The 13,810-nt window shown below is 57.1% G+C and carries 14 protein-coding genes; 1 reads left to right on the forward strand and 13 read right to left on the reverse strand.

The window, feature by feature from the left end:
• Positions 1 to 3: 3 nt before the first annotated feature.
• From lpxA to rpsB, 13 genes are all read right to left on the reverse strand, one after another.
• Positions 4 to 780 carry an acyl-ACP--UDP-N-acetylglucosamine O-acyltransferase gene (lpxA, locus tag RHP75_RS14590; RefSeq protein WP_311088825.1) on the reverse strand — a complete coding sequence of 259 codons (777 nt, stop codon included), beginning with the start codon at positions 778 to 780 and terminating at the stop codon, positions 4 to 6.
• Positions 777 to 1,217: a 3-hydroxyacyl-ACP dehydratase FabZ gene (fabZ, locus tag RHP75_RS14595; protein ID WP_160015687.1), complete on the reverse strand. Its 441-nt coding sequence runs from the start codon at positions 1,215 to 1,217 to the stop codon at positions 777 to 779. Before fabZ ends, lpxA begins: the two co-directional genes overlap by 4 nt.
• Positions 1,218 to 1,265: 48 nt before the next feature.
• Positions 1,266 to 2,327 (reverse strand): UDP-3-O-(3-hydroxymyristoyl)glucosamine N-acyltransferase, encoded by a 1,062-nt coding sequence (gene lpxD / locus RHP75_RS14600; RefSeq protein ID WP_311091951.1) that lies wholly within the window; start codon positions 2,325 to 2,327, stop codon positions 1,266 to 1,268.
• Positions 2,327 to 2,830, reverse strand: a complete 504-nt coding sequence (locus RHP75_RS14605) for an OmpH family outer membrane protein (protein ID WP_090248384.1) — start codon at positions 2,828 to 2,830, stop codon at positions 2,327 to 2,329. The genes lpxD and RHP75_RS14605 overlap by 1 nt, the downstream gene beginning before the upstream one ends.
• Positions 2,831 to 2,873: 43 nt before the next feature.
• Positions 2,874 to 5,222, reverse strand: a complete 2,349-nt coding sequence (gene bamA / locus RHP75_RS14610) for an outer membrane protein assembly factor BamA (RefSeq protein ID WP_311088826.1) — start codon at positions 5,220 to 5,222, stop codon at positions 2,874 to 2,876.
• Between the two features lie 89 nt (positions 5,223 to 5,311).
• Positions 5,312 to 6,664 carry a sigma E protease regulator RseP gene (gene rseP / locus RHP75_RS14615; protein ID WP_311088827.1) on the reverse strand — a complete coding sequence of 451 codons (1,353 nt, stop codon included), beginning with the start codon at positions 6,662 to 6,664 and terminating at the stop codon, positions 5,312 to 5,314.
• A gap of 21 nt (positions 6,665 to 6,685) precedes the next feature.
• A complete protein-coding gene (gene ispC, locus RHP75_RS14620; protein WP_311088828.1) occupies positions 6,686 to 7,870 on the reverse strand; it encodes a 1-deoxy-D-xylulose-5-phosphate reductoisomerase in 1,185 nt (394 codons plus the stop codon).
• A complete protein-coding gene (locus RHP75_RS14625; protein ID WP_311088829.1) occupies positions 7,867 to 8,682 on the reverse strand; it encodes a phosphatidate cytidylyltransferase in 816 nt (271 codons plus the stop codon). Before RHP75_RS14625 ends, ispC begins: the two co-directional genes overlap by 4 nt.
• The gene (uppS, locus tag RHP75_RS14630; RefSeq protein WP_090248390.1) at positions 8,682 to 9,437 is read right to left on the reverse strand and encodes a polyprenyl diphosphate synthase; all 756 of its coding nucleotides are present in this window, start codon (positions 9,435 to 9,437) and stop codon (positions 8,682 to 8,684) included. Before uppS ends, RHP75_RS14625 begins: the two co-directional genes overlap by 1 nt.
• 16 nt (positions 9,438 to 9,453) lie before the next feature.
• Positions 9,454 to 10,011: a ribosome recycling factor gene (frr, locus tag RHP75_RS14635; protein WP_090383231.1), complete on the reverse strand. Its 558-nt coding sequence runs from the start codon at positions 10,009 to 10,011 to the stop codon at positions 9,454 to 9,456.
• The gene (gene pyrH, locus RHP75_RS14640; protein ID WP_160015693.1) at positions 10,001 to 10,750 is read right to left on the reverse strand and encodes a UMP kinase; all 750 of its coding nucleotides are present in this window, start codon (positions 10,748 to 10,750) and stop codon (positions 10,001 to 10,003) included. Before pyrH ends, frr begins: the two co-directional genes overlap by 11 nt.
• A gap of 190 nt (positions 10,751 to 10,940) precedes the next feature.
• Positions 10,941 to 11,807 (reverse strand): translation elongation factor Ts, encoded by an 867-nt coding sequence (tsf, locus tag RHP75_RS14645; protein WP_311088830.1) that lies wholly within the window; start codon positions 11,805 to 11,807, stop codon positions 10,941 to 10,943.
• 182 nt (positions 11,808 to 11,989) lie between these two features.
• Complete coding sequence (gene rpsB / locus RHP75_RS14650; RefSeq protein WP_170049648.1) at positions 11,990 to 12,733, reverse strand: 30S ribosomal protein S2; 744 nt, start codon at positions 12,731 to 12,733, stop codon at positions 11,990 to 11,992.
• A gap of 285 nt (positions 12,734 to 13,018) precedes the next feature.
• Between rpsB and map the strand changes: the two genes are divergently transcribed.
• On the forward strand, positions 13,019 to 13,801 hold the full coding sequence (gene map, locus RHP75_RS14655) for a type I methionyl aminopeptidase (RefSeq protein WP_090248397.1): 783 nt from the start codon (positions 13,019 to 13,021) through the stop codon (positions 13,799 to 13,801).
• Positions 13,802 to 13,810: the final 9 nt, after the last annotated feature.

Here is a 13,810-nt window from a genome sequence, read left to right on the forward strand (position 1 = left end):
AAATTATCGGGTAATGCCGCGGCTTGAAGCCTGAATGGAGTCGCGAAAGATCGCGACTTCGGGAAACTCTGCGGCCGACGCGGCCAGCTCGGCCATCGCCTGCTCAACCGTAAGGCCCTGGCGATAGACGATCTTGTAGGCACGGCGCAAGGCAGCAATCGCCTCAGCGCTGAAACCACGGCGGCGCATACCTTCAAAGTTCATGCTGCGCGCTTCGGCCGGGTTGCCGAACACGGTGACGAACGCCGGTACATCCTTGCCAATCGCCGTGCCCATGCCGGAAAAGCTGTGCGCACCGATACGACAGAACTGATGAACCAGGGTGTAACCAGAGAGAATCGCCCAGTCATCGACCCACACATGCCCGGCCAGCGCAGTGTTGTTGACCAGGATGCAATGGTTGCCGATCACACTGTCATGGCCAATATGGGCATAGGCCATGATCAGATTGTGGTCGCCAAGGGTGGTTTCGCTGCGATCCTGCACGGTGCCGCGATGGATGGTGACACCCTCGCGGATCACGTTGTGGTCGCCAATGACCAGACGAGTCGCCTCGCCCTGATACTTGAGATCGGGGGTGTCTTCACCCACCGAGGAGAACTGATAGATGCGGTTGTGTTTACCGATCCGGGTCGGCCCCTTGAGGATCACATGGGGGCCGATCACTGTACCCTCGCCAATTTCTACATCGGCCCCGACTATCGACCAAGGGCCGACGACTACGTCGTCAGCCAACTTGGCGCTGGGATCAATGATGGCGCGAGGGTCAATCAAACTCATAGTTTGCGTTCCGCACAGATGATTTCTGCCGAGCAGACTTCCTTGCCGTCGACGCTGGCCTTGCATTCAAACTTCCATATGCTGCGCTTGCTGCTCAGGTAGCGAGCCTCAAGGATAAGCTGATCACCCGGCACCACTGGCTGGCGAAAGCGTAGCTTGTCGGAGCCGACAAAGTAATACAGGGTGCCATCGGATGGTTTCAGATCCATCATCTTGAAGCCAAGAATGCCGGCGGCCTGAGCCATGGCTTCGATGATCAATACGCCCGGCATGATCGGGTGCTCAGGAAAATGCCCGTTGAAGAACGGCTCATTGATGCTGACATTCTTGTAGGCGCGAATTCGCTTACCTTCAATATCCAGCTCAGCCACCCGGTCCACCAAAAGGAACGGATAGCGGTGCGGCAAGTATTCGCGAATCTGGTTGATGTCCATCATGTGCAGAGAAGCCTGTAAGAGAAAAAAGAGAAACCGGTAAACACCGGCTCAGGCATCAGATGAAGTGTCGGCAGCTGGGGTCACGGCGGCCAGCTGCTTTTCCAACTGTTGCAGGCGTCGCGCCATGTCATCCAACTGACGAATCCGTGCCGCGCTCTTGCGCCACTCAGCCGCTGGCTGCATGGCGGTGCCCGAGGAATAGGAGCCCGGCTCGGTGATCGAACGAGTGACCATGGTCATACCGGTGACGAACACGTTGTCGCACACCTCGATATGCCCAACCATGCCCACCCCACCGGCGATCATGCAGTTCTTGCCAATTTTGGTGCTACCGGAAATTCCCGCGCAGCCGGCCATGGCCGTGTTGTCGCCGATCTGCACGTTATGCGCGATCATGATCTGGTTATCCAGCTTGACTCCATTGCCGATCAGCGTGTCCGACAGCGCGCCACGGTCGACGGTGGTATTGGCGCCGATCTCGACGTCATCACCGATGGTTACCCCACCGATCTGCGCGATCTTCTGCCAAACGCCCTTCTCGTTGGCAAAGCCGAAGCCCTCGCCACCGATCACCGCACCGGATTGAATCACCACCCGCTTACCGATCCGTACGTCGTGATACAGCGTCACTCGCGGGGCCAACCAACCACCTTCACCTATAACCGAACGCGCACCGACAACGCACTGCGCGCCTACGGTTACACCGGCAGCGATGTACGCACCACTTTCGATCACCGCATAAGCACCGATACTGGCAGTCGCATCGATCTGCGCATCTGCAGCCACCACAGCAGTGGGGTGAACACCAGGCAATGCCTGGGGCTTGCGGTCAAATAGATGCGAGAGTTCGGCATACGCTAGGTAAGGATTAGCGACGACCAGGGCATTGCCGGCATAGCCTTCGGCATCCGCTGCGGTCAACAGCACCGCGCCCGCCTGACAGCCCGAGAGAAACTTGCGGTATTGCGCATTTGCGAGAAAGCTCAGCTGATCAGCGCCGGCTTCCTGCAAGGTAGCCAAGCCACTGATCTGCTTGTCCGTGGCGCCACGTAAGGTAGCGCCCAGACGCTCGGCCAACTGGCCAAGGGTATAAACCGTTGCACTCATGATCAGCGCAGCTGATTCATGCGCTCGATAACCTGGCGGGTGATGTCGAACTGAGGTTTGACATCAATCACCGCACCGCGCTCCAGCACCAGGTCGAAGTTACCGGTCTTGATCACTTCTTCCACAGCCTTGTCCAGGTTCGGCTTGAGCTTCTTCAGCATTTCACGATCAGCAACAGCCTTAGACTCGTTCAGTTCTTTGGACTGGAACTGGAAATCACGGGCTTTTTGCTTGAACTCAAGCTCCAGGCGCTCACGCTCGGCGGTCTGCATTTTTTCGCCGTCTTTGACCAGACGGTCCTGAATGCGCTTGGCGTCGCTTTCCAGGGTTTTCAGCTTGTTCAGCTGCGGACCGAATTTCTTCTCGGCATCCACGGCGTAACGCTTGGCAGCATCAGATTCCAGCAAGGCCATTTGGTAGTTCAGTACCGCTACTTTCATCTCGGCAAAAGCCGGGGTCGCCAGCAAGGCAACGCTTAACAAAACCAGTTGAGTCAACTTACGCACGGTGCAACTCCTGCAAAACTGTTGGTATTCAAAAATCCGACGCTTAGAACGTCTGACCGAGAGAGAACTGGAAAATCTGCGTATCGGCATCATCCGGCTTGATGATTGGCATGGCCAAGCTAAAGCTCAACGGACCCAGAGCTGTAATCCAGGTCAGGCCAACACCGACGGAGCTGGCCAGGTTGCCTGGATCAATGCTGCCGCACTCTTCCTGCGACTTACCGCAATTGGTGTCGAAGACGTTACCCACATCCCAGAACAGCGCAGTACGCAGGGAACGCTGATCCTTGACGAACGGCATGGGGAACAGCAGTTCAGCGCCACCTTGAATCAGGACGTTACCGCCAAATGGCAGCGGATCTTGATCCGGATCGAAGGCTGTACCTGGGTTAGTACCACGGCTCGGCGTACTACGCGGCCCGAGGCTGCTATCTTTGAAACCACGCACCGAGTTGAAACCACCCGCGTAGTAGTGCTCGTAGAACGGCAGATCGGAAGTAGAGCCATAGCTCTCGCCATAACCCAGCTGGGTATGCAGACGCAGGGTATAGGTGTCACTCAGTGGTTTGAAAACCTGACCACGGTAATCCACCTTGAAGAACGACAGGTCACTGCCCGGCACTGTGGTTTCGAATACCAGACTTTGCGAGTGACCACGATTAGCCAGCACGCCGCGGTTTAGAGTCGACTCAGACCAGCCAATGGATGCCTTGAGGTTCAGGTAGCTGTCACCTTCTTCCTCGATAAAGTTAAAAATTTCGTCGACGGTATACACGCCAGTGCCGATGCTATCGTTCTGGATGGTCAGGCCATAAGTCAGGCGCGAGGTATCGCTGATTGGATAACCAATGCTGGCACCTGCACCATAGCTGTCCACCGAATAGCTGGACACATCGGTATTCAACTCGTCGTAATCGGTCTCACGGAAGAAGGCGTTATAGCCCAGGCTAACGCCGTCTGGTGTCCAGTAGGGGTCAACGAACCCGAAGTTGTAGTTGCTCTGGTATTCGCTGCGCGTAAGCCCGACGCTGACCTTGTTACCTGTACCAAGGAAGTTGTTCTGAGTAATCGAGCCACCGAGAATCAGGCCGGCGTTCTGGGCAAAACCGACGCTGGCAGTGATGGAACCGGAAGCCTGTTCTTCAACGCTGTAGTTGACGTCGACCTGGTCATCGGTGCCCGGCACCTGCGGGGTTTCGACGTTGACTTCCTTGAAGTAACCCAGGCGCTCCAAACGGGTCTTGGACTGGTCAATCAGGTAAGTTGAAGCCCAACCACCTTCCATCTGACGCATTTCACGGCGCAGCACTTCGTCTTCCGACTTGGTGTTACCACGGAAGTTGATGCGATTAACGTAAGCACGCTTGCCCGGATCGACCACAAAGGTAATCGACACGGTGCCATCATCATGGGCTTCTGGCACACCGTTGACGTTGGCGAAGGTATAACCTTCGTTACCCAGACGCCGGGTGATCAGTTCGGACGTGGTGGTCATCACTTTGCGCGAGAACACCTGCCCTTCCTGAACCAGCAGCAGGGCACGGACTTCTTCTTCCGGCACCTTCAGCTCACCGCTGAGTTTGACCTCACGCACGGTGTACTTCTCGCCTTCGTCAACGTTGACCGTGACATAGACATGCTTCTTGTCCGGGGTAATGGATACCTGAGTCGAACTGATATCCATATTGATATAGCCGCGATCCAGGTAATAGGAACGCAGGCGCTCCAAGTCACCGGAGAGTTTCTCACGGGCGTACTTGTCATCATTCTTGAAGAAGGACAGCCAGTTGGTGGTCTTCAACTCGAACAGGTCAATCAGATCTTCATCGGAAAAGACCGAGTTACCCACCACGTTGATGTGCTGAATCGCGGCTACCGAGCCTTCATTGATATTGATCTTCAAGGCCACGCGGTTGCGCGGCTGCGGGATCACTTCGGCTTCGATTTCGGCGGAATAACGACCCTGGGCAACGTACTGGCGCTGCAGCTCGTTGCGCACGCCCTCAAGGGTGGCGCGCTGGAAGATCTCACCCTCGGCCAGACCAGACTGATTCAGACCTTTTAGCAAGTCTTCACTGCTGATGGCTTTGTTGCCCTCAATCTCGATACTGGAAATCGATGGACGCTCAACCACAGTGACAACCAGTACATCGCCATCGCGACCGAGCTGGATATCCTGGAAGAAACCAGTTTTGAACAGTTCGCGAGTAGCCTCAACCAGTGACCGGTCATCGGCTTGCGCGCCCACATTAAGGGGCAAGGCACCGAATACACTGCCAGCGGAAACACGCTGCAGACCGGTAACCCGGATATCGGAGATGGTGAAGGACTCGGCGTGAACTTCGGTGATCATCAGTGCGGCAAGCACCGCAGGTAGCAGCAGACGTTTCATGAAGTCCTTTCTTATTCCAACTGACAATAAAAAATCTGCCGCTTAGCGCGACACGTCTTGTTCGTACCGAGAGCGTAATTCAGCAGCGGCTACAGACGACCCAAATCGTTTACCAGGGCCAGCAACATCACCCCGATGACCAAACTGATGCCGATCTGCATCCCCCAACCCTGTATCCGTTCCGACAGCGGGCGACCACGCACCCACTCGACCAGATAAAAAAGCAGATGCCCCCCATCCAGCACGGGGATAGGCAACAAATTAAGAACCCCCAGACTAATGCTCAAGTAGGCAAGAAATTTAAGAAAATCACTCAAACCCGACTCAGCAGAAGCGCCCGCCACTTTAGCAATGGTTATCGGCCCGCTCAAGTTTTTTACCGAGAGCTCACCAAACAGCATTTTCTTCAGAGAATTAAGGGTTAGAACGCTCATTGTCCAAGTATTTTTGGCACCTTCGGCGATGGCTTCTAACGGGCCATAGCTGACTTCACGCAGCATCTCCGGCGGCCATTTGCCACCCGCCACCCCGGCGCCTAGATAACCACTAAGGGCCTCACCCTCACCTCGTGCAGCCAAGGTAAGCGGTACATCCAGCTGCTGACCTTGACGCTCGACCGACAAGCTGATTTTTTTACCTGGTAAACCGCGGACCTGATCTACAAGCTGTTGCCAATCCGCAAGGGGCTGACCATCTAGCGCAAGCAAACGATCACCGACCTGCAAGCCCGCAGCAAATGCAGGGCCTTCGGGGTCAAGCTGCGCCAGAATCGGCTCCAGCGCCGGACGCCAAGGCCGAATACCTAATGAAGAGATAGGGTCCGGCTCATCGGCACCACGCAGCCAGTTATCCAGGACGATCTGCCGAGGACTGTCGACCGAGGAACCCGGCTCGCGTACCGCGAGATCCAGTCGACCACTTTCACCCAACCGGCTGACCAGCTGCAGATTCACCGCAGCCCAGCCCGTAGTGGGCTCGCCATCAATCGCGACAATTTCCTGCCCGACCTGCAAGCCGGCGACATCGGCCAGGCTACCCGCCTCAACCGCGCCGATAACCGGGCGCACCTGCTGGCTGCCCAGCATCGCTACAACCCAGAAAAATAGAAGAGCAAGGAGGAAATTCGCCACTGGGCCGGCCGCCACAATGGCAATACGCTGCTGGACCGACTTGCGATTGAACGACTGATCAAGCAACTCCGTCGGCACATCACCTTCGCGCTCACCAAGCATTTTCACGTAGCCACCCAGCGGGATGGCGGCCACTACAAATTCGGTCCCCTGGCGGTCATGCCAACGCAGCAACGGGCTGCCAAAGCCTACGGAAAACCGCAGCACCTTGACGCCACAACGGCGGGCGACCCAGAAGTGTCCATATTCGTGGATGGTTACCAGCACCCCAAGCGCAACAAGGGTACCGACCAGCATATAAAGCGCACTCATCAAACTTCTCCGCGTCGGCGATCAGCGCCGACTCAGCCATTGTTCGGCCAGATGGCGGGCCCGACCATCAGCGGCCAGCACCGTATCCAGGCTCTCAACCGCCAAGGCGGGCTCAGCATGCAGAACGTCTTCGATGATACTCGCGATCTCGGGAAAGCGGATGCGCCGCTCAAGAAACGCGGCAACCGCCACTTCATTGGCCGCATTAAGCATGGCAGGAGCAGTGCCGCCAGCCTGCGCCGCTTCACGCGCCAGGCGCAGACAAGGAAAGCGCTGTTCGTCCGGAGCCTGGAAGTCCAACCGAGCGATGGCGAACAGATCCAGCGGTGCAACACCGGAGTCAATACGCTCCGGCCAGGCCAAGGCATGACTGATGGGTGTACGCATATCCGGATTGCCCAACTGGGCCAGTACCGAACCGTCGACATAATCGACCAGCGAGTGGATCACGCTCTGTGGATGCACTACCACCTCAACCTGATCAGGACTGGCATCAAACAACCAGCAAGCCTCGATCAGCTCCAGGCCTTTGTTCATCATGCTCGCCGAATCAACCGAAATCTTGCGCCCCATTGACCAGTTCGGGTGAGCGCACGCCTGCTCGGGAGTGACAGCATGCAAATGCTCCAGCGGCATCTCGCGAAACGGCCCGCCCGAGGCGGTCAATAGAATACGCCGCACACCGACTTGCTGCAGGCCGCGAGCGTAGTCACCCGGCAGGCACTGGAAAATCGCATTGTGCTCACTATCGATGGGCAACAGCACAGCGCCGCTTTTACGCACAGCCTGCATAAACAGCGCGCCCGACATCACAAGAGCTTCTTTGTTGGCCAGCAGCACCTTCTTGCCAGCCTCAACGGCTGCCAGGGTCGGCGGCAAGCCTGCCGCACCGACGATAGCAGCCATCACCGCATCCACTTCAGGATGCGCTGCCACTTCACACAACCCCTCGGGACCATGCAGCACGTGAGTAGCTAGACCAGCTGCACGCAGACCTTCTTGCAGGTGACGGGCATCCAGAGCCTGCGGCACCACAGCAAAGCGCGGGCGGTAGATCATGCACAACGCCTCCAGTTCAGTCAGACGACTGAAGCCAGATAGCGCAAAGACTTGATAACGCTCAGGGTGACGCGCAATGACATCGAGGGTGCTCAGACCAATCGAGCCGGTCGCCCCCAGCACAGTGATCTGCTGCGGATGACTCACAGCGCGCCCCAACCCGCTAGCCATAGCAGCGCGGCGAACACAGGAATCGCCGCCGTCAGGCTGTCGATACGGTCCAACACGCCGCCGTGGCCCGGCAGCAGATTGCTGCTGTCCTTAACTCCGGATTGGCGCTTGAACATGCTTTCGGTCAGATCACCGACCACCGAGATCAACACCACCACGGCGGTGCCGGTCAAGCCCAGCAACAGACTGGCAAACGACCAGTCACGGTAAATCGCCACACCCACACAGATCAGCAGGGTCGCCAGCAGGCCACCGAATACCCCCTCCCAGCTTTTACCGGGACTCACCTGCGGGGCCAGCTTACGTTTGCCGAAGCGGCGGCCGGCGAAATAGGCGCCGATATCCGCCCCCCACACCAGCACCATCACCGCGAGAATCAGCCAATTCGCCTCAGGCCACTGCTTGAACAGCACCAGGCCCTGCCAGGCTGGCAGCAGAATCAACAAGCCAATCAGCAATCTGATCGGAGCCTGAGTCCAGTAACGGCTGCTGGCTGGATAACCCAACACCAGAAAGGTTGCTACTACCCACCAGACAACCCCAAGCAACAGCACCCAAAGCGCCAACGCCGGCAACAGATACAAGCCAAACAAAAACGCAGCTACCAGCGCGGCGTAGGCCACGCGCTGCACCTGAGCAGTAAATCCTGCCAGCCGCGCCCACTCCCAGGCGCCCAAACTGACCACCGCACCGATAAACAGCGCAAACAGAGCGCCATTGAGCAGAAAGAAGCCACCCAGAGCGAATGGCAACAGCACCAGCGCCGTGATAATTCGTTGTTTGAGCATCAGCTACGGGCCTCAGCAGCCACCTGATCGCTGGTTTTCCCAAAGCGACGCTGGCGGCTAGCAAAATCGGCCAAGGCTTTGCGCATGGCGTCGTGTTTGAAATCCGGCCAAAACAGGTCGGAGAAATACAGCTCGGTGTAAGCCAGCTGCCAGAGCAGGAAGTTACTGATGCGGTGCTCACCACCGGTGCGGATGCACAGATCCGGCAGCGGCAAATCGCCGGTTACCAGGCAGCTCTGCAGTAACTCAGGGGTAATGTCCTCGGCGCGCAAATGACCACCTTGAACTTCACGGGCCAAACGTTGCGCCGCCTGAGCGATATCCCACTGGCCACCATAGTTGGCCGCCACTTGCAGGACAAAGCGTTTGTCGCCAGCAGTCTGCGCTTCAGCCTCACGCATCGCGGCCTGCAACTCAGGGTGAAAGCGTGAGCGATCACCAATAATGCGCAGACTGATGTCATTGGCATTGAGTTTCTTCGCCTCGCGGCGCAGTGCACTGAGGAACAACTCCATCAGCGCACTGACTTCCTCGGCCGGGCGCTGCCAGTTTTCACTGGAAAAGGCGAACAGAGTCAGCACCTCGACGCCCGCCTCGGCGCACACCTCGATCACCGCACGCACCGCATCGACACCGGCTTTATGACCGGCCACGCCGGGCAACAGACGCTTCTTCGCCCAGCGATTATTACCGTCCATGATGATCGCCACATGCCGTGGCACGGCGAACGGACTACCGTCTTTGGTCTTTTCCATGACGATATCCTGGCCGTTAAACGGCCATCAAATCCGCTTCTTTCTGCTTCACTGCCACTTCGATTTCCGCGACAAACTTGTCGGTCAGCTTCTGGATTTCGTCGGCCGCACGGCGCTCTTCGTCTTCGCTGATTTCCTTCTCTTTAACCAGGTCTTTCAACTGGCTCAGGGCGTCACGACGAATATTGCGCACCGCCACACGACCATCTTCAGCCGCATCACGCGCCTGCTTGGTGAAGCCCTTACGGGTTTCTTCGGTCAGCGCCGGCATGGATATCAGCAGCAGCTCACCCAGGTTGGTCGGATTGAAGCCCAGGCCGGAGCTCTGGATCGCCTTGTCGACAGCAGACAGCATGTTGCGCTCGAAGGCCACAACCTGCAGGGTGCGGGCGTCCTTGACGGTGACGTTGGCCACCTGGTTCAGCGGGGTGTCGGAGCCGTAGTAAGGCACCATCACGCCACCTAGGATGCTTGGGTGGGCCTGACCGGTACGGATTCGGCTGAAGGCATGAACCAGTGATTCCAGGCTCTTTTGCATACGCACTTGGGCGTCTTTCTTGATCTCATTGATCATGTTTATCTTCCTCAATCAGAGTGCCTTCAGCGCCGCCGACTACAACGTTCAGCAGGGCACCAGGCTTGTTCATGTTGAAAACACGCAACGGCATATTATGGTCGCGGCACAGGCAGATGGCCGTCAGGTCCATTACGCCCAGCTTGCGGTCGAGCACCTCATCGTAGGTCAGGCGATCGAACTTCTCGGCATGCGGGTCTTTGAATGGATCGGCAGTGTACACACCATCGACCTTGGTGGCCTTCAACACCACGTCGGCATCAATCTCGATGGCGCGCAGGCAAGCGGCCGAGTCGGTGGTAAAGAACGGATTACCAGTGCCAGCGGCGAAAATCACCACCTCACCGGTTTTCAGATGGCGCATAGCCTTGCGGCGATCGTAATGATCAGTCACCCCGACCATGGAGATGGCCGACATAACGATGGCCGGAATGTTCGAACGTTCCAGGGCGTCGCGCATGGCCAGGGCATTCATTACAGTGGCCAGCATACCCATGTGGTCGCCGGTTACCCGGTCCATGCCCGCAGCACTCAGCGCCGCGCCACGAAACAGGTTGCCACCGCCGATCACCAGCCCGACCTGTACGCCAATACCGACCAACTGGCCGACTTCCAGAGCCATGCGGTCAAGCACCTTGGGATCGATGCCGAAATCTTCCGACCCCATCAGGGCCTCGCCGCTAAGTTTGAGCAGAATGCGCTTGTAGCGCGGTTGACGACCACTCATCTGCTGAGCCATTGCGAGTCTCTCCTGCGGCGTTTGAATTCTGTGCAAACCTTCGGTTCGCTTTTATCGAGCGCTTCGACAGCGCCCCGAGTCATTGGTGCCAAAGCCCCAACCACCCCACAGCTTAGCTGTGCCCTCAATTTGACAAAGAGGCCGCGCGCGTTAGCGGGCAGCCTCTTCGGGGCAACAGCGGTTAGCCGTCTTACTGCTTGCTGGCAGCAGCTACTTGCGCAGCAACTTCTTCAGCAAAGTTGTCGACTGGCTTCTCGATACCTTCGCCAACCTTGAAGTAGGTGAAGGAAACGATTTCAGCACCGGCTTTCTTGGCCAGAGCACCGACCTTGATTTCCGGATCCTTAACGAAGGCTTGCTCAACCAGGCTGGCTTCAGCCAGGAACTTCTGGATACGACCAGCAACCATCTTCTCGACGATTTCAGCCGGCTTGCCCTTGATCTTGTCTTCGTTGAGGCTGACGAACACGGCTTTCTCGCGCTCGATGGCTTCAGCAGACACTTCCGAAGGCAGCAGGAATTCAGGGTTGCTTGCAGCTACGTGCATGGCGATGTCTTTAGCCAGTTCGACGTTGCCGCCCTTGAGCACAACCACAACACCGATCTTGTTGCCGTGCAGGTAAGAACCCAGAACGTCACCTTCAATACGCGCCAGACGACGGATATTGACGTTCTCACCAGTTTTGGCAACCAGGGCCAGACGGGCTTCTTCTTGAGCAGCGATCAGCGGCTCAACTTCGGTCATCTTGTCAGCAAAGGCTTTCTCGACGCTGGCAGCAACGAAGTTCTTGAAATCGTCCTGCAGAGCCAGGAAGTCGGTCTGCGAGTTGACTTCGAGAATGACGGCAGTCTTGCCATCTTCCTTGATGCTGATGGCGCCTTCAGCAGCCACGTTGCCGGCTTTCTTGGCAGCTTTGATCGCGCCGGAAGCACGCATGTCGTCGATGGCTTTTTCGATGTCGCCGCCAGCCTTGGTCAAGGCCTTCTTGCAATCCATCATGCCTTCGCCAGTACGCTCACGCAGTTCTTTAACCAACGCTGCAGTAATTTCTGCCATTTCAAAATCCTCTGGATAGGTTGTTAACCATTCCACCCGCGAAAACGGGCGCTCAATTCGTAACGCATTGCCGACAATGACCAGAAACGATTGCAACTGCACGTCGACGATGGTTTTCAAGGTGGCAAAAAGGGGGCAAAGCCCCCTTTTTGCGAACTAAGCAAACGCTAGGCGCGTTTTACTTAGCCTTCAGCAGCTTCTGCAGCCGGGGCTTGCTCAACGAACTCGTCGGCGCCGCCGTTAGCGTTGGTGCGACCACGGATTACCGAGTCAGCCATGGCACCCATGTACAGCTGGATGGCGCGAATGGCGTCATCGTTACCTGGGATGATGTAGTCAACGCCTTCCGGGCTGCTGTTGGTATCGACGATGCCGATAACTGGGATGCCCAGCTTGTTGGCTTCGGTGATAGCAATGCGCTCGTGGTCAACGTCGATCACGAACAGAGCGTCTGGCAGACCGCCCATGTCCTTGATACCACCCAGGCTGCGATCCAGTTTTTCCAGATCACGGGTGCGCATCAGGGCTTCTTTCTTGGTCAGCTTGGCGAAAGTACCGTCCTGAGACTGAACTTCCAAATCACGCAGACGCTTGATCGAGGCGCGGATGGTTTTGTAGTTGGTCAGCATGCCGCCCAACCAGCGATGATCAACGTACGGCGAACCACAACGTGCTGCTTCTTCAGCAACGATCTTGCCAGCGGAACGCTTGGTGCCCACGAACAGAATCTTGTTTTTGCCCGAAGCCAGTTTCTCAACGAAGGACAGCGCTTCGTTGAACATTGGCAGGGTTTTTTCAAGGTTGATGATGTGGATCTTGTTGCGCGCGCCGAAAATGTACTTGCCCATTTTCGGGTTCCAGTAACGGGTCTGGTGGCCGAAGTGCACACCGGCCTTCAGCATATCGCGCATGTTGACTTGGGACATGATAGTTCCTTGATAAGTCGGGTTAGGCCTCCACGCATCCCGATCTCCAACCCGGCGAACTTGTCGCAAGGCACCCAGGAAACCGTGTCGATACGTGTGTGGGTTTAAGCTTTCGAGCACACAGCCCGTAAAGCGGCGCGTTTTATACCATAAAAGTCAGGAGCAAGCTACTCGCAGACAGCAACATATGCAGCCAAGTCAGCCGCATGTTTAACGTGGCGCTTATGGCTGGCGACTTGTAGCTGTTAAGATGTCGCCCTTTCTGTTCGCGTTCGAGAGCCGCACATGACCGTCACCATCAAAACGCCCGACGAAATCGAGAAAATGCGCGTAGCCGGTCGCTTGGCTGCCGAAGTTCTGGAAATGATTGGCGAACACGTCAAGCCCGGCGTCACCACCGAAGAGCTTGATCGCATCTGCCATGACTATATTGTCAACGTGCAACAGGCCATCCCTGCGCCGCTCAATTACAAAGGCTTTCCCAAGTCGATCTGCACTTCGGTCAACCACGTGGTCTGCCACGGCATCCCGAATGACAAGCCGCTGAAAGAAGGCGACGTGATCAACATCGATATCACCGTAATCAAAGATGGCTACCACGGCGATACCAGCAAGATGTTTATGGTTGGCAAGGTGCCGGAGTGGGCTGAGCGCCTGGCCAAGATCACCCAGGAGTGCATGTATAAAGGTATCGAACTGGTCAAGCCGGGCACGCGCCTGGGCGACATCGGCGAGGTGATCCAGAAGCATGCGGAGAAGAACGGTTTCTCGGTGGTGCGCGAATACTGCGGCCACGGCATTGGCGCGGTGTTCCATGAAGAACCGCAAGTGCTGCACTACGGCCGCGCCGGCACTGGTATGGAACTCAAGGAAGGCATGACCTTCACCATCGAGCCAATGATCAACCAGGGGCGCCCGGAAACTCGCACCCTAGGTGACGGCTGGACCGCGATCACCAAGGACCGCAAGCTCTCCGCCCAGTGGGAGCACACCATTCTGGTGACCGCTGATGGCTACGAGATCTTCACCCTGCGCAGTGATGACACCATCGCCCGCACATCGGCCTGAGCCGCTCGC

Source organism: Pseudomonas sp. SG20056, assembly GCF_031764535.1.
Lineage (GTDB): Bacteria > Pseudomonadota > Gammaproteobacteria > Pseudomonadales > Pseudomonadaceae > Aquipseudomonas.

Coding starts and splice junctions, on each gene's coding strand:
- lpxA (WP_311088825.1), bottom strand. CDS start 780: ATGAGTTTGATTGACCCTCGCGCCATCATTGATCCCAGCGCCAAGTTG.
- uppS (WP_090248390.1), bottom strand. CDS start 9,437: ATGGAAAAGACCAAAGACGGTAGTCCGTTCGCCGTGCCACGGCATGTG.
- pyrH (WP_160015693.1), bottom strand. CDS start 10,750: ATGGCTCAGCAGATGAGTGGTCGTCAACCGCGCTACAAGCGCATTCTG.
- rpsB (WP_170049648.1), bottom strand. CDS start 12,733: ATGTCCCAAGTCAACATGCGCGATATGCTGAAGGCCGGTGTGCACTTC.
- tsf (WP_311088830.1), bottom strand. CDS start 11,807: ATGGCAGAAATTACTGCAGCGTTGGTTAAAGAACTGCGTGAGCGTACT.
- bamA (WP_311088826.1), bottom strand. CDS start 5,222: ATGAAACGTCTGCTGCTACCTGCGGTGCTTGCCGCACTGATGATCACC.
- frr (WP_090383231.1), bottom strand. CDS start 10,011: ATGATCAATGAGATCAAGAAAGACGCCCAAGTGCGTATGCAAAAGAGC.
- rseP (WP_311088827.1), bottom strand. CDS start 6,664: ATGAGTGCGCTTTATATGCTGGTCGGTACCCTTGTTGCGCTTGGGGTG.
- map (WP_090248397.1), top strand. CDS start 13,019: ATGACCGTCACCATCAAAACGCCCGACGAAATCGAGAAAATGCGCGTA.
- RHP75_RS14625 (WP_311088829.1), bottom strand. CDS start 8,682: ATGCTCAAACAACGAATTATCACGGCGCTGGTGCTGTTGCCATTCGCT.
- fabZ (WP_160015687.1), bottom strand. CDS start 1,217: ATGATGGACATCAACCAGATTCGCGAATACTTGCCGCACCGCTATCCG.